The 15,227-nt window shown below is 64.1% G+C and carries 14 protein-coding genes; 5 read left to right on the top strand and 9 right to left on the bottom strand.

The features are described 5' to 3' along the window. Positions 1 to 16: 16 nt before the first annotated feature. Entirely contained in the window at positions 17 to 1,300 is a 1,284-nt protein-coding gene (eno, locus tag ACVINW_RS30340; RefSeq protein ID WP_456754662.1) for a phosphopyruvate hydratase, read from the bottom strand. Positions 1,301 to 1,465: 165 nt separating this feature from the next. Here eno and queF point away from each other — a divergent pair, with 165 nt between their 5' ends. Next, the gene (queF, locus tag ACVINW_RS30335; RefSeq protein ID WP_456754661.1) at positions 1,466 to 1,942 is read left to right on the top strand and encodes a preQ(1) synthase; all 477 of its coding nucleotides are present in this window, start codon (positions 1,466 to 1,468) and stop codon (positions 1,940 to 1,942) included. A gap of 29 nt (positions 1,943 to 1,971) precedes the next feature. On the opposite strand, the gene ACVINW_RS30330 is transcribed toward queF, so the two are convergent. The 5 genes from ACVINW_RS30330 to kdsA all read right to left on the bottom strand — a co-directional run bounded on the left by ACVINW_RS30330 (position 1,972) and on the right by kdsA (position 9,011). Further along, positions 1,972 to 3,282: a glycoside hydrolase family 5 protein gene (locus tag ACVINW_RS30330; RefSeq protein ID WP_456754660.1), complete on the bottom strand. Its 1,311-nt coding sequence runs from the start codon at positions 3,280 to 3,282 to the stop codon at positions 1,972 to 1,974. Between the two features lie 13 nt (positions 3,283 to 3,295). Beyond that, positions 3,296 to 4,516 (bottom strand): VpsF family polysaccharide biosynthesis protein, encoded by a 1,221-nt coding sequence (locus ACVINW_RS30325; protein WP_456754659.1) that lies wholly within the window; start codon positions 4,514 to 4,516, stop codon positions 3,296 to 3,298. Between the two features lie 107 nt (positions 4,517 to 4,623). Continuing rightward, complete coding sequence (locus ACVINW_RS30320) at positions 4,624 to 6,714, bottom strand: GumC family protein (RefSeq protein ID WP_456754658.1); 2,091 nt, start codon at positions 6,712 to 6,714, stop codon at positions 4,624 to 4,626. A 230-nt stretch (positions 6,715 to 6,944) separates the two neighbouring features. Next, a complete protein-coding gene (locus ACVINW_RS30315; protein ID WP_456754657.1) occupies positions 6,945 to 8,141 on the bottom strand; it encodes an MFS transporter in 1,197 nt (398 codons plus the stop codon). A gap of 15 nt (positions 8,142 to 8,156) precedes the next feature. Then, positions 8,157 to 9,011, bottom strand: a complete 855-nt coding sequence (gene kdsA, locus ACVINW_RS30310; RefSeq protein ID WP_456754656.1) for a 3-deoxy-8-phosphooctulonate synthase — start codon at positions 9,009 to 9,011, stop codon at positions 8,157 to 8,159. Between the two features lie 167 nt (positions 9,012 to 9,178). Between kdsA and ACVINW_RS30305 the strand changes: the two genes are divergently transcribed. Beyond that, positions 9,179 to 9,511 (top strand): PAAR domain-containing protein, encoded by a 333-nt coding sequence (locus tag ACVINW_RS30305; protein ID WP_456754655.1) that lies wholly within the window; start codon positions 9,179 to 9,181, stop codon positions 9,509 to 9,511. 51 nt (positions 9,512 to 9,562) lie between these two features. On the opposite strand, the gene ACVINW_RS30300 is transcribed toward ACVINW_RS30305, so the two are convergent. After that, positions 9,563 to 9,889 carry an NIPSNAP family protein gene (locus ACVINW_RS30300; protein WP_456754654.1) on the bottom strand — a complete coding sequence of 109 codons (327 nt, stop codon included), beginning with the start codon at positions 9,887 to 9,889 and terminating at the stop codon, positions 9,563 to 9,565. Between the two features lie 172 nt (positions 9,890 to 10,061). Here ACVINW_RS30300 and ACVINW_RS30295 point away from each other — a divergent pair, with 172 nt between their 5' ends. The 3 genes from ACVINW_RS30295 to ACVINW_RS30285 all read left to right on the top strand — a co-directional run bounded on the left by ACVINW_RS30295 (position 10,062) and on the right by ACVINW_RS30285 (position 12,878). Beyond that, positions 10,062 to 10,733: a response regulator transcription factor gene (locus ACVINW_RS30295; RefSeq protein WP_456754653.1), complete on the top strand. Its 672-nt coding sequence runs from the start codon at positions 10,062 to 10,064 to the stop codon at positions 10,731 to 10,733. Beyond that, positions 10,730 to 12,109 carry a sensor histidine kinase gene (locus tag ACVINW_RS30290; protein WP_456754652.1) on the top strand — a complete coding sequence of 460 codons (1,380 nt, stop codon included), beginning with the start codon at positions 10,730 to 10,732 and terminating at the stop codon, positions 12,107 to 12,109. The genes ACVINW_RS30295 and ACVINW_RS30290 overlap by 4 nt, the downstream gene beginning before the upstream one ends. 103 nt (positions 12,110 to 12,212) lie before the next feature. Continuing rightward, positions 12,213 to 12,878 (top strand): class I SAM-dependent methyltransferase, encoded by a 666-nt coding sequence (locus tag ACVINW_RS30285; protein WP_456754651.1) that lies wholly within the window; start codon positions 12,213 to 12,215, stop codon positions 12,876 to 12,878. 20 nt (positions 12,879 to 12,898) lie between these two features. Here ACVINW_RS30285 and ACVINW_RS30280 read toward each other — a convergent pair whose 3' ends face one another. Together ACVINW_RS30280 and secG are read right to left on the bottom strand one after the other, a co-directional pair. Then, entirely contained in the window at positions 12,899 to 14,530 is a 1,632-nt protein-coding gene (locus ACVINW_RS30280; RefSeq protein WP_456754650.1) for a CTP synthase, read from the bottom strand. A 167-nt stretch (positions 14,531 to 14,697) separates the two neighbouring features. Further along, entirely contained in the window at positions 14,698 to 15,090 is a 393-nt protein-coding gene (secG, locus tag ACVINW_RS30275; RefSeq protein ID WP_456754649.1) for a preprotein translocase subunit SecG, read from the bottom strand. Positions 15,091 to 15,227 lie beyond the last annotated feature (137 nt).

The following is a 15,227-nucleotide window of genomic DNA, read 5'->3' as shown; positions in this document are numbered from 1 at the left end:
CCGATCAGTTGGGGCGTTACGCCAGCGCCTTCAAGGCCGCCCTGCCGGCGTATTTCGCCTGCGTGCCGAGTTGCTGCTCGATGCGCAGCAGCTGGTTGTACTTGGCGGTGCGGTCGGAGCGCGCCAGCGAGCCGGTCTTGATCTGCCCGCAATTGGTCGCGACCGCGAGGTCGGCGATGGTGGAGTCCTCGGTCTCGCCGGAGCGATGCGACATCACGGCGGTGTAGCCGGCCTTGTAGGCCATCTCGATTGCCGCCAGCGTCTCGGTCAGCGTGCCGATCTGGTTGACCTTGACCAGGATCGAATTGCCGCGGCCGTTCTTGATGCCGTCGGCGAGCCGCTTGACGTTGGTGACGAACAGATCGTCGCCGACCAGCTGGCACTTGCTGCCGATCGCATCCGTCAACTCCTTCCAGCCGTCCATGTCGTCTTCCGACATGCCGTCCTCGATGGTGACGATCGGATAGCGGCCGACCAGATCGGCGAGATACTTCACCTGCTCGGAGCGCGAACGGGTCTTGTTCTCGCCGCCGTAGACGTAGGCGCCTTCCTTGAAGAACTCGGTGGAGGCGCAGTCGAGGCCGAGCACGACGTCGTCGCCGGCCTTGTAGCCGGCCTTGCCGATCGCGTTCATCACGAACTCGAGCGCGGCGTCGGCCGACGGCAGGTTCGGCGCGAAGCCGCCCTCGTCGCCGACATTGGTATTGTGGCCGGCCTTCTTCAATTCGCCGCGCAGGGTGTGGAAGATCTCCGAGCCGCACCGCAGCGCCTCGGCGAACGAGGTGGCGCCGACCGGCAGGATCATGAATTCCTGGAAGTCGATCGGATTGTCGGCATGCACGCCGCCATTGATGATGTTCATCATCGGCACCGGCAGCGTCCGCGCCGAGGTGCCGCCGACATAGCGATACAGCGGCATGTCGAAGGATTCGGCGGCGGCCTTGGCGCAGGCCAGCGAGACGCCGAGGATGGCGTTGGCGCCGAGCCGGCTCTTGTTCGGCGTGCCGTCGAGATCGATCATGATCTGGTCGATCGCGACCTGGTCCTCGACCGAGTGATCGGCGAGCGCCTCGAAGATCTCGCCATTGACCGCGGCAACCGCCTTCTGCACGCCCTTGCCGAGATAGCGCGTCTTGTCGCCGTCGCGCAGTTCCACCGCCTCATGGGCACCGGTGGAGGCGCCCGAGGGCACTGCCGCGCGGCCGATTGACCCATCCTCCAGCACCACATCGACCTCGACCGTAGGATTGCCGCGGCTATCAAGGATTTCGCGGCCGATGATGTCGACGATGTCAGTCATGAGAACCTCTTATGGCAGTGAGGGGGTCGGATGGCGGTGCTTCTACCGCAATGCATCGAGGGGGAAAAGGCCGCCTGACGGGCTCCTTTGCATGGGGTTGTTTTGCAGGAAAACCGGTTTCCACTTTTCCGGATCATGCTCTATGAGACCCGAACGGAGACCCCAATGGCAAAGACATCCAGCAAATCAACGACCTCCCCCGGCCTGCAGCTCGGCCGCGCGGTTGAATGGCCCGACGCGCCGGACAAGGCGCAGCTCGACCGCGTGCCCAATCCGCAAGCTGGGACCGATTATCTGGTCCGCTTCACGGTGCCGGAGTTCACCTCGATCTGCCCGGTGACGGGCCAACCGGATTTCGCGCATCTGGTGATCGACTATGTGCCGGGCCGCTGGCTGCTGGAATCCAAGTCGCTGAAGCTGTTCGCCGCGAGCTTCCGCAACCACGGCGCCTTCCACGAGGACTGCACCGTCATGATCGGCAAGCGGATATCAGACGAGATCAAGCCAAAATGGCTGCGCATCGGCGGCTACTGGTATCCGCGCGGCGGCATCCCGATCGACGTGTTCTTCCAGACCGGAAGACTGCCGAAGGGCATCTGGGTTCCCGACCAGGGCGTCGCGACGTATCGCGGGCGCGGCTGAATCCCGCAGGGAGGTTGGAGCCTTGATATCTATCGCATCAGCATGCGGTCGGTGATCGCCTGCTGTTCCCGTCGGTAATTGCCGATGCCCCATTCCGTTTGCAAACCATAGGGCGGATCGTTCGATGGACCGATCAACCACCAACTGCCGCTGATGGGTTGTTGACCGGGGCCAAATGCCGGGCCGCCTTGGCTGCCATATTCGCCCGCCATGTAGCCGATCAATGTCGCGGCCCAGTCACGATCAGCCTGTGTCCGCAGCGACGAGCCCATCTCGCCGATCCAGACCGGCGCGATATTGTCCCGGACCAGATAGCCCCAGGTACGGTTCATCCGATCGACGTAGTCTGCGCCACTTTGCGCCAAACCAAATCGCGCAATATCGGACACTTCGTCCGGATATTCATGGACGGTGTAGACCAGCTTGTTGGCAATCGGCAATTTCACGGGATTGGCCCCCGCAGCGGTCAGATTTCCCGCAGGGGAGGCATATCTTGGATCCATCCCCGAGGCCGGCGGCGGGGGTGAATAAAAGAACGGCCCAGGACAGATAATCAGCACGTCCTTGTTGACCGACTGGATCGCCGAGCCCACGCTTTCACACATCGCCTTGATGTCCGTCGGCCCGCCGCCTCCCCAGGTAATGCGCCCCTTTTCGCCGTTCGGCTCGTTATGCAGATCGAAGCCGATCACGGTGGAATTTCCGGCAAATGTTCGGGCCATCCGCACCCAATTTTGCCTGAACGTGTCGGCGGTGATCCGACCTTTGATGCCTCCGTCCCTCCCCTCGCTCCCCGGTCCCAGATCAAACCAAAGGCCGTTCTTCTGCTCGGTCCCCGCGTTGCTGTGATGGTCGAAAATCACCTTCAAGCCGAGCTGACCGGCGTAGGCGACGACTTTTTCGAACAGCTGCAACGTGGTGACGTATCGATAGTGTCCGTCCACATCCGGCACCGGGTCGGCCACCAGATCCCAGTTCAAGGTCGTATGAATCCAGCCGAGCCGATCACTGTAGCCATTGAGCGGCGCATCGAGGCCGGCATCGGTCCAGGGGATTCTGACCGCGTTGAATCCATCGGCGACGATGGAATCCAGGACAGTCGTGTAGCTCACCCGCCATAGGCCCGAGAGCGCCGCGCCCGGCGGACTATCCGTACCGTTCCAACCGATCGACGCGATGCGAACGCTGCGGCCCGTCTCGTCCACGATCTGGCTTCCCGACGTCTTCAAGAAGCCGGATGGCAGGAGGCGGCCGCCATGTGCCGATGGCCGCTCGCGATCTGCAATTTGAAGCACAATCGCGGGTGGAGCGATATGAGGGTCCAACGTCAGCACGGCCATGAAGTGTTCCTTGTCAGGTCACGTAGTCCCTCGGAACATCGCGCCGCCGGAACAGCGCCGAGATCATGACGATGAAAATCGAAAAATTGACGAAGCGCCCTGCGAATGATCCGAAAGTGTTGCAAAGCGACAGGTAAATGACGATCGGAAAGATCACGGTGGCATCAAGACGCTTGTAGACATCATACAAGAGTAGCAGCAGCCCCGACATGACCAGGGATGCGACCACCACGCCCTGAAAAACACTCATCTGGATAAAGGGATTCTCTACCCCCCATTCCAAACCGAAGGAATAGACCTGCGCCAGGGCATAGTCGGTGTTGGCGCCCCACAGAAAGTCCGTCCAGTTAAAGGACAAGAGAAGCGGGAGCATCAGCACGCGGCTGCGGGCGCTGCCGCCGTCCTCCGAAAAGCGATCGAGAAACTGGTCGAAGAATCCGGCGTAGGCCAGAACGGAGACGATCGCGATCCCAACCGGAACGGTCGCGATCGCAAGGATCACCTTGGTGCGCGAAATATGCCTTCCCCCGGTAAACCGCAGCACCTGCCATAGCGAGGCGAAAGCCAGGATGGCCAGGGTCAACAGCAAAGCGGTCCGGCCGCCAAAGGCAAGCAGCGCGACCGTTTGCAAGCCGATCATCGGAATGCGCAAGTCGGGACGCAACAGCCTGCCGGCGCCGACCAGGAGGCTGACGATGTAAGCGCAGGTTACGGTTGCCGCGTGAAGCGGATGACTGAGAAAAGCGGTTGCCCGCGGTTCCAGGGTCGTCATGCCATCCGGCGAGTATGTCATGAGCGGAAAAACATTGACGCCGGAAACCAGCTCGAAAATGCCGAGAACCGCGTTGATCGCAAAAAACCAATGCAGGAAGCGCTCAAGCCTTTCCATGCCGTCCGGCGGCACGAATGGCAGCAGCATGCAGCACAGAAACAGATGTAGATCGGTGTCGAAATACATCCCGAATCCGTTCCGCCGACCGACGACGATGTTGATCACTGCGAAGGTTGTCGCGAGAAAGAAGTAGATCGTTCCAAGCTTTGTCGCGAGATAGTAACGGGCAAGATCCGACTTCTGCGGATATGAGACAATGAAGGCCACAAACAGCAAGACGATGAAATAGGTGGCTACGTGTATCTTCGTGAGCGGCATTCCGCCGATCGATGAATAATCATACCCGATCAGATCGAGAAACGTCGAAGGAACGAACAGCAGGACAAAATAAGCCGCCAGCATTTTTTGGATGCGAGGGCCGGCAAACGGCAACCTCAGTCTGATCGTTCCGCCAGACGACGCTGCACGCGGGAGCGTGATTCCATCATCGCAAACGCGGCTGTTGGGACTCATGCCGCCACTGTTTCGGGATCGGAATCGACAATGACGGATCTGGCCTTGATTTGATTGTGCTTCAGCAACTCGGCCAGAACCTGCGCATCATCCGTCCTGGCGCCTCTCGGAGATTCCAGGAAGATCACCTCGTCAGCCATGGCGTAAAGCCCCAATTCGGACGGCGTCCCGCCCAGCTCCCCACCGTCGATGACGACGCGATCGAAGCTGCGTGCCTCCTTCAAGGCAGTCGAGAGCAAATAGCGCATCTGATGGTCCGGCGAAGCCAATGTCGTTACGCCGACCGGAACGATCCGAATGTTGGTTTTTCCCAATGCGTGGGCTGCCCGCTCGATCGTCGATTTGCCCGCCAGCACATCGCGGATGCCCGGGCGCTGGGCGAAACGTAACCGCGACGTCACGGGATGGCGCGCCAGATCGGCATCGATGACGATTACCTTCTGCCCTGCGGCGTCGACCGAACGTGCCAGTTCCAGCGCCGCCAGATCGAGCGAGGCCTCGGACGAGGCGCGGACCAGCAGCACGGAATGCCCCGAGGGTGCGCCAAGCAGTTCTGCCGCAAAATCGTCCAGTCGGACTTGGCCGCCCATTTGCCGGTCCGCTCTGACGGGATGGCTGGCCTCCGGCTGCACCGGCGGTGGCACCCTTACGCGCCTCGTATTCGGGTTTGGTGCCTCCCTGTCCCCAGGATCGAAACCTTCGCGCGCCAGGGCCAGGACGATGCCCAGACTAAGACCACCGAACAACGCTGCCGCCATGATGATCGCGGTCGGCGGCCAGCTCTTGCGATCCGGCGGCGACGCTTGCGAGATCAGCCTGATATTGGTGGTGTCGATAACCTCCTGCACGCCCGCCGTCTTGGCTTTCGCAAGAAAGGTCTCGTAGAGGGAACGATCGGAGTCCGCCTTACGCTCGAGCTCGCGCAGCGGCACCATGACCTTTTCGTTGTTTTCCGAGAGCTTCTTCAATGCATCGAAACGCGCCTGGAGGGTCTGGACGTTTGTTCGCTCGCCGGCGGCCACGTTTCGGACCGCCTCGGCGATCAGCCTGACTTCGTTCTTGATCGCGACCTGCACGTCATGGAGCTGGGCGCGCGCGGCCCGCAGGGCGGGATGATTGGGTCCATTGATCAGCGCCAGTTGCGCTTCGTCGCGGGAAACATCCGCCGCGCGGGCCCGAAGCTGCGCGATCGTCGCGGACTGGACGGCTTCCGGCAAGGCCTCCAACTGCGCGCCGCCAGCCTCGATCGATTCAATCAGCTTGACGCGTGCCAGCGCCTCGTTCAGCCGGGTCTTCGCACTGGTCAGCTGGGTATTGGCCTCGTCGAGCTCCTGTTCGGTCACCAATCTGTTTCGCGCGCCGACCAGGTTATTGGCTGCCTTGTAGGCAGCGACGGCCTGCTCCGATTGGTTGACGGCAGCACGCATCCGGTCCAGCTGCGACGTGATCGCATCCGAAATGCGCCGGTTGAAATTTGCGTTCGCGCTGGCCTGCCCTTCGAGGAAGGCATTGGCCACGGCATTGGTGAGCTTGGCTGCCAGCTCCGGTGTCCTGGCCGAAACCATGATATCGATGACGAATGAACGGTCGTTGCGCTTGACGACCGTGTTCAGGCGCAGATTGCGCAAGGCAACCAGTTCGGGGGATTCATTCCGCGACAATCCGAGCAGAGCCCTGATCGTCGCCGAGAGGCCGCTCCGGCCATTGAAATCCGGATTGTCAGCCAGCTTCATGTCATCGACGACGCGCGTCAGCACTTCGCCGGACGTGATGATTTTCAACTGGCTTTCAACAAGCAGCAAGCCGTCGCCGGGCACGGAGTTCTGCACCGCAGGCTCTTCCTTCGGCGTTGTGCGGTCGCGCGGATCGACATAGACCTCTGCGGTCGCGGTGTAGATCGGCCGAGCGATCGCGAGATAGATCGTCGCCACCGCACAGAAGGCCGCAGCCACTCCGAAAATCCAGCCCTTGCGCCGGAGCAGAATGCCCGTCACGTCCTTGAAGTCGACGCCGTCCCGAACCGATCCAGCCCCCCCGCGCAGAATGGCGCTGATTGCCTTGCTGCTGTCTGCCTGCTGAGCGGTCATTACAAACTCCAACCCGACCGTCACAACAAGACTCCGGACCAGCCGACGGCTAGCCGTAAAGTAAATAGGTACAGTTAATCGGGGGTTACCCGATCCAGCCATACCTCCTGTGGTGGCGTCCGGTGAACGGACAGCAGCCTTTGGCGATTACGGCATTGTCCGCCGGGTCGGGCGGGAACCAATAGCGGCCGGGAGCAGCCATTGAGGCGTGGATGCCTCGCAGCCCCCACTCAGGTCCCTGCATGCGCGTCGGCTGGCGCCCGCTGTTTGAGGAATCTTGCGCAGATGAAGCCGAGCACGACCATCACCGCGCCCGCCGAGACCAGCGTCGCGGTCTTGCCGGCGTGTTGCAAGCCGAAACCGTAGGCGATCGGGCCGACGGTCTGGCCCATGAAGAAGAAGAACGAGTGCAGCGACAGCGCGGTGGCGCGCGCCTCGACCGACAGCTCGCTGGCGAACACCTGCAGGCAGCCATGGATCATGTAGAAGCCGAGGCCCATCACCAGGAGGCCCGCCATCTGCAGCTTCCAGTGCGGCCCGAAGGCGACGCCGACCAGCTGGATCGCGACCAGCGTCGCGCCAACGATCATCATCCCCCTCACCCCGATCATCGGCAGCAGGCGCGCCACCGTCAGCGTGTAGAGCAATCCGCCGATCGCAAAGCCCGCGATCACGATGCCGGCGATCGACAGCGAGGTCTCGCCGAGCTCGAACAGGAACGAGGCGATGAAGGGAAACAGGCCGAGCACGCAGCAGCCCTCGACGAAAACCGCCGAATAGCAGATCCGCGCGTTCGGGTTGGTGAAGATGGTGCGATAGCCGTGGCGCAGCGCCTTCAGGCTGGTGCGCGGCGGCCGGTTCAGCTCGGCGCCGCGGAAGCCGGCTGCGACCGCCAGCGCAACGACGATCACGAGGCCGCCGAGCACCGCAAGCACGCCGCGCCAGCCGAGCAGATCGCCGATCAGGCCCGAGGCCGTGGCGCCGAGCAGATTGCCGGTCATCGAGCCCGCCAGCGTCCGTCCGATCGCGAGCTGCCGCTTGTCCGGGCCGACGAGATCGCTGGTCAACGACAGCGCCACCGGAAACACGCCGCCCGAGCCGACGCCGGCGAGGATGCGGGTCACGAACAGCATCGGAAACGAGGTCGAGAGCGCGCCGAGGATGTTGGCAACGCCGAGCAGCCCGAGGCAGATCGTCATCAGCCGCGCCTTGCCGAACAGATCGGCGGCGGCGCCGATCGCCGGCTGGACCGCGGCAAAGGTGAAGGCGAACACCGCGGCAAAGCTCGCCGCGGTCGCGATGCTGACGCCGAAATCATCCGCGACATGCGGCAGCACCGGATCGAGCGCGCGCACCGACAGGCTCGCCGCGAAGGTCGCCAGCGTAATCACGTTGAGGGCCGGCGGCATGCCGCTGGTTGCGGTCATGTCGTTGTCCGCCGGTCAGGCTGCCGTCTTGGCGAGCACGTCGAACTGCATCAGCCGCTTGACGAGGGATTCGAACTCCCGCAGCGGCACCATGTTGGGTCCATCGGACGGCGCATGATCCGGATCGGGATGGGTCTCGATGAAGACGCCGGCAACCCCGACCGCGACCGCCGCGCGCGCCAGCACCGGCACGAATTCGCGCTCGCCGCCCGACGAAGTGCCCTTGCCGCCGGGCTGCTGCACCGAATGGGTGGCGTCGAAGATCACGGGCGCGCCGGTCGTGCGCGACAGGATCGGCAGCGCGCGCATGTCGGACACCAGCGTGTTGTAGCCGAACGACGCGCCCCGCTCGGTGACCAGCACATTGGCGTTGCCGGCGCCCGTGATCTTGCTGACCACGTTCGTCATGTCCCACGGTGCCAGGAACTGGCCCTTCTTGACGTTGACGGCCTTGCCGGTCGCGGCCGCGGCCAGCAAGAGATCGGTCTGCCGGCACAGGAACGCCGGGATCTGCAACACGTCGACCGCCTGGGCCGCCTCCGCGCACTGGTCGGGTTCATGCACATCGGTCAGCACAGAGAGCCCGAGCGACGAACGGATTTCGGCGAAGATCGGCAGCGCCTGCTTCAGTCCGATGCCGCGCGCCGCCGATGCGCTGGTCCGGTTCGCCTTGTCGAACGAGGTCTTGTACACCAGACCGATCTTGAGCCTGGCCGCGATCTCCTTCAGCGCCGAGGCCACTTCAAGCGCGTGCGCGCGGCTCTCGAGCTGGCAGGGACCGGCGATGATCTGTAGCGGCAAGGCGTTGCCGAATTTGGCCGATCCAACGGCAACGATCGGCGCGGCTGGCGCGGAAACCTGATTGGTCAAAATGCTGCATCCTTATTGGCCTGCGACCATGCAATCCCACACGGGAGGGATCAAGCCATCCCGCACGATGAGGGGGTTGCGCTGACGCCGTGGGTGGGCCGTGCTATCACAATCCTGCCCCATCCGCCCCTGTAGATTGAGCGGAACAGAGTCCCAATGAGGATGACATGCGCCTGTTGATGATCGGAGCCTTTGTCGCCTCGTCGGCGATGTCCGGCCTGGCCTATGGCCAGGCCAGCAGCCTGCCCGGGGTCGTCACCAGCGGCGCCGCCGGCGTCACCATCAACGGCAAGCCGGCGGCGCGCAGCGGAGACACCACCAGCAATGGCGGCCCGCTGGTCGAAGGCGTGCCCAACGTGCTGATCAACGGCAAGCCGGCGGTCGTGATGGGCGACCGCACGCATTGCGGCGGCAAGACCACCTCAGGCAGTCACGGCGTCTTCATCAACGGCAAGCCGATGGTGACCCAGGGCGATCAGACCTCGGGCTGCCCGCAATAAGGAGCTGCGGCACGACGAGGCCTCGTCATCGTGCCCCTGACGGCCACCGCATCACTTGACCGCTGAGAACGACGTCGGCACCAGGAGCTGGTTGACGATGTTGAGAACGATCTGGCCGTCCTCCTCGGTCTTGGCGCGCGCGCTGATCCATTCCGGATCGGTCGTGAACGCGGTCCACTTCTTGTCGCGCTCGGCGAGCGATTCCCAAGCGAGCAGATAGGTCAGTTCCTGGTTGGATTCGCCGACCAGCGTCGTGAAGAAGCCAGCCTGCTTGATGCCGTGCTTCTCCCACAGTTTCAGCGTGATGGTCTCGAAACGCTTGAGCAGCGCCGGCAGCCGGCCCGGCAGACAGCGATAGACGCGGGTCTCGTAGATCATTGGCGGTACTCCCCAGAATTGTTTGCGGGGGCGGTTATAGCTACTCGGTTCCGGACTGTCTTGAGGGAGTGACAACATGGCACCCCTGCTCGCCGCAGGCGGCCATTTCCGCAATGTTGTTGCAATGTTACTTGCCTTAAAAGCAGCCCTTCGGGATCTGGACCCAAAGCACATGCGGATATTGCTGGTCGAAGACGAGGCCGAGATGGCGGCGGCGCTGTCGCAGGCCCTGAAGGGCTATGACATGGTGGTCGACCATGTGCCGAACCTTGCCGAGGCCGAGGAAGCGATTTCCGCCGATGTCCATGGCGCGGTGCTGCTCGACCGCCAGCTTCCAGACGGCGACGGGCTCACGCTGATCCCGAAATTACGCGCCAAGGCGGACGGCGTGCCGATCATCGTGCTGACCGCGCGCGGCGACCTCGCCGACCGCATCACCGGCCTCGACTCAGGCGCTGACGATTATCTGGCCAAACCCTTCGCGGTCGAGGAACTGCTGGCGCGGCTGCGCGCCGTGCTGCGCCGGCCCGCCGGCCTCCAGCTCGAGATCATCAAGGCCGGCCGCGTGGCCTTCGATTGCGGCCATCGCGAGGCCAGCGTCGACGGCCGCCCGCTCGAGCTGCCGCGGCGCGAGCTGCTGGTGCTGGAGACCCTGCTGCGTCGCATGGGCCGCACCGTGCTGCGCGCGACGCTGGAGGAAGCCGTCTACAACGAGGACGAGATCCAGTCCAACGCGCTCGACGCCCATGTCTCGCGCCTGCGGCGCAAGCTTGCCGACGCCGATGCCGGCGTCGAGATCCACAGCATCCGCGGCGTCGGCTACCTCCTGAAGCAGACGTCATGAGCGAGGCGGCCGATCACTATTGCCTGCGCTCCAAACTGAGCTGGTGGCTGGTGACGTTGCAGGCAGCCCTGCTCGCCCTGCTCGTCATCCTGCTGATCGCGGGCCTGTGCGCCTCCGGCATCCTGCTCGTGCCGCGCGACGAGGACCACGTCATCGGCATCGTGCAGGGTGCGCTCGCGCGCGATCCTCAAGGCGGCTTGATGCTGCGCCCGACACCGGATCTGAAGGAGCTGCGCGAGAACACGCCCGACCTCTGGTTCGTGGTGCGCGACCGGCAGGGCCATTCACTGTCGGAAGGTGCGGTGCCGAACGAGTTTGCCAGGATCGGTGATGCGCTCGACCAGATCAGCCAGGCGCGGCTCGGCTGGCAGATGTTCGAGGACGACCCGCGCAAGCCGCCGGCCCGCATGAAGCGCGTCAACACCGATGCCGGACCGGTTCAGGTGATGACGGCCACGCAAGGACCGATGACGCGCGCCAAGACGGTGCTCGCCACCTCGCTGGCGTTTCTCGCCGTCGCCCTGCCCGGCCTGATGCTGATGGCCGCGGCGACCTTCGTGGCAACGCCGATGGTGATCAGGCGAGCCTTTGCCGGCCTCGACACCGCGGCCGACGAAGCACGCCGGATCGATTTCCGCCAGCGCGGCAGCCGGCTGTCGGCGGAGCATCTGCCGCTCGAAGTTGCCCCACTGGTGACCGCCGTCAACGATGCGCTGAAGCGGCTCGACGACGGCTATTCGCGCCATCAGCGCTTCGTCGCCGACGCGGCGCACGAATTGCGCACGCCGATCGCGATCCTCAACACGCGGCTGGAATCCCTGCCTCCGGGCCCCGAGAAAACCCGCCTGCTGGAGGATTCGGCGCGGCTTGCGACCCTCGCCGAGCAGTTGCTCGACATCCAGCGCTTCGACCAGTGCCGCAACCCGTTCGTGCGGGTCGATCTCGTCGCGGTCGCGCGCAATGTCGCGGCCGATCTCGCGCCGCTCGCGATCGCGGCTGGCTACGAACTATCGCTCGAAACCGCAACCGACCGGGTCGAAACGCTTGGCGACCGTGCTGCGCTGGAGCGCGCGCTGACCAACCTCGTGCAGAACGCCATCCAGCATGGCGGCCGCCGTGGCACCATCACGATCCACGTCGGCAGCGCCGCGACCATCGATGTATCAGACGAAGGCGACGGCATTCCGCAGGACCAGCGCGCGCGGATCTTCGATCCGTTCTACCGCCTCGCACCGCTCGACCGCGGCGCCGGTCTCGGTCTCAACATGGTGCGTGAGATCGCAAGGCTGCATGGCGGTCACGTCTCCGTGCTCGACGGCCCGAAGGGCGGCGCGTGCTTCCGTCTCACCTTACCGCCGGCGCCGTTGCTGTCGTGATGCGCACAATGTTGCGCAATGTTCTCGCAATGCAGCTCCCGCAAACAACGCATCACGCTTCGCATCTGAGTCGAAGCGCCGCGATACTTTGCTGGGAATCCCAATGTCACATGATCTCCTGTCTTTCTTCACGGCGTGGATGGCAGCCCCCGGCCGCGTCGGCGCCATCGCGCCGTCGGGCACAGCGCTCGCCGAACTGATCACACGCGACATCACCGCTAACACCGGCCCGGTGCTGGAGCTCGGACCGGGCACCGGCGCGTTCACCTACCAGCTGCTGAAGCGTGGCGTGCGCCAGCAGGATCTCACGCTGATCGAATACGGCTCGGATTTCATGCGGCTGTTGCAGCTGCGTTTCCCCGGCGCGCGCGTGCTGTGGATGGACGCGGCGCGGCTGGCCTCGGAACGGCTCTACGACGGCGCGCCGGTCGGCGCCGTGGTCAGCGGACTGCCGCTGCTCAACATGTCGCCGCGCAAGGTGATGGCGATCGTCGGCGGCGCGTTCAGCTATCTGCGTCCCGGCGGCGCCTTCTATCAATTCACCTACGGCATGCGTTGTCCGGTGCGGCGGCCGATCCTCGACCGGCTCGGCCTGCGCGCCACGCTGGTCGACCGCGCCATCCTCAACGTGCCGCCGGCCGCAGTCTACCGGCTGACGAGGCGCCCGCAACACAGATTGATGACGCGCGACGCCGCGCCGGCGCCCGGTGCAGATGTCTTACCGATCAAGAAAGAACGCCGGGCCAGCGAGGACTGCGCCGCCGTCTGACGGCGCAGCTGATCGAGGCTTTAAACCAGCCGGCTCTGCTTCGCCGCCGCCTCGATGAACGACGCGAACAGCGGGTGCGGTTCGAACGGGCGCGACTTCAGTTCGGGATGGAACTGGACGCCGATGAACCAGGGATGGTCCTCGTATTCGACGATCTCCGGCAGCACACCGTCGGGCGACATGCCGGAGAAGCGCAGGCCGTGCTGCTCGAGCCGGTCCTTGTAGGCGGTGTTGACCTCGTAGCGATGGCGATGCCGCTCGGAGATTTCGGTCGCACCGCCATAGACCTGCGAGACCCGGCTGCCGCGGTTCAGCGCCGCAGGATAGGCCCCTAACCGCATCGTGCCGCCGAGATCGCCGCTCTGCGAGCGCTTTTCGAGCTCGTTACCGCGCAGCCATTCCGTCATCAGGCCGACCAACGGCTCCTTGGTGGGGCCGAACTCGGTCGAGTTGGCCTCCTCGATGCCGACCAGATTGCGCGCCGCCTCGATGACGGCCATCTGCATGCCGAAACAGATGCCGAAATACGGCACGTCGCGTTCGCGCGCGAACTGCGCCGCGCGGATCTTGCCCTCGGCGCCGCGCTGGCCGAAGCCGCCGGGCACCAGGATCCCGTTGACGTGCTCGAGGAACGGCGCCGGGTCCTCGTTCTCGAACACCTCGCTCTCGATCCAGTCGAGATTGACCTTCACCTTGTTTGCGATGCCGCCATGCGAGAGCGCCTCGATCAGCGATTTGTAGGCGTCCTTCATGCCGGTGTACTTGCCGACGATCGCGATCGTCACCGCGCCTTCCGGATTGCGGACGCGCTCGTTGATCACGTTCCAGCTCTGCAGCGCCGGCGGAATCTTCGCGGTGATGCCGAACGCGGCCAGCACCTCGTCGTCGAGGCCGGCGGCGTGATAGGCCTCCGGCACCGCATAGATATTGTCGACGTCGCGCGCCTCGATCACGGCGCTCTCGCGCACGTTGCAGAACAGGCCGAGCTTGCGCCGCTCTTCCTTCGGAATCTCGCGGTCGGTGCGGCACAGCAGGATGTCGGGCTGGATGCCGATCGAGCGCAGCTCCTTGACCGAGTGCTGCGTCGGCTTTGTCTTGAGTTCGCCGGCACTTGGAATGTACGGCAGAAGCGTCAGATGAATGTAGACGGCATGATCGCGCGGCAGCTCGTTCTTGAGTTGGCGGATCGCCTCGAAGAACGGCAGGCCCTCGATGTCGCCGACGGTGCCGCCGATCTCTACCAGCACGAAATCGTACTCGTCGTTACCCGACAGCACGAATTCCTTGATCGCGTTGGTGACGTGCGGGACCACCTGGATGGTGGCGCCGAGATAATCGCCGCGGCGCTCCTTGGTGATGATGTCCTGATAGATCCGCCCGGTCGTGATGTTGTCGGCCTTGGTGGCCGGACGACCGGTGAAACGCTCGTAATGGCCGAGATCGAGATCGGTCTCGGCGCCGTCGTCGGTGACGAACACTTCGCCGTGCTGATACGGCGACATCGTTCCGGGATCGAGGTTGAGATAGGGATCGAGCTTGCGAAGGCGGACTTTGTAGCCTCTGGCCTGCAGCAGAGCGCCGAGCGCCGCTGAAGCCAGACCCTTGCCGAGCGAGGAGACCACGCCGCCGGTGATGAATATGTACCGCGCCATGGGACTTTACCTTTAATCCGCTTGCTGCGATTCGCAAAACGAATCGGCTGTTCCCGGCAAACAAATCACCGGGCTGTGGGTTACGTTAAACTGAGAGCGATTTCAGAGCATTAATGGGGGTTCTGGATGCAGGATGCCAGCGCCGCATCCTGCATGGCCACCCCGCTTTATTGCGACCGTGGCGCCTGCGGACCGCTCGGAGCCTGCTGGCCCTGCTGCTCGTCGGTCTTCTTCAGCGAATCGAGGATGCCGCCGGAGGTCGGTGGCGTCAGCGGCGTGCCGCTGGCCGGCTGCGTCTGCTGCGCCGGCGCGCCGGTGCCGATGATCGAGCTCGGCTTGCGGTCGTAGCCCGCGTACCAGGACAGGAACAGGCTGGTCACGAAGAAGCCGACCGCGAGGATCGCGGTGGTCCGCGTCAGCAGGTTCGCGGTGCCGCGGCTCGACATGAAGCCGGCACCGCCGCCCATGCCGAGGCCGCCGCCTTCGGATTTCTGCAGCAGCACGGCGCCGATCATGACGGCAACGATCATGAGATGGATGATGATAACGACAGTCTGCATCGCAAGCCTTCCGTCACAAGCCGCCAAGCGGCCAGACAAACGGCGCTATCGGCTTTGCGGGTTTCGTGAAAGTCGCGCCCTGTTACACGATTGCACCGGGCATTGTCACCCCCGAGATAGTCGCAACGGCCGACATC

This window comes from Bradyrhizobium sp. USDA 4461 (assembly GCF_054055655.1).
The sequence above is the reverse complement of the archived record's forward strand: the minus strand, read 5'-3'. Positions and strand labels throughout refer to the sequence as shown.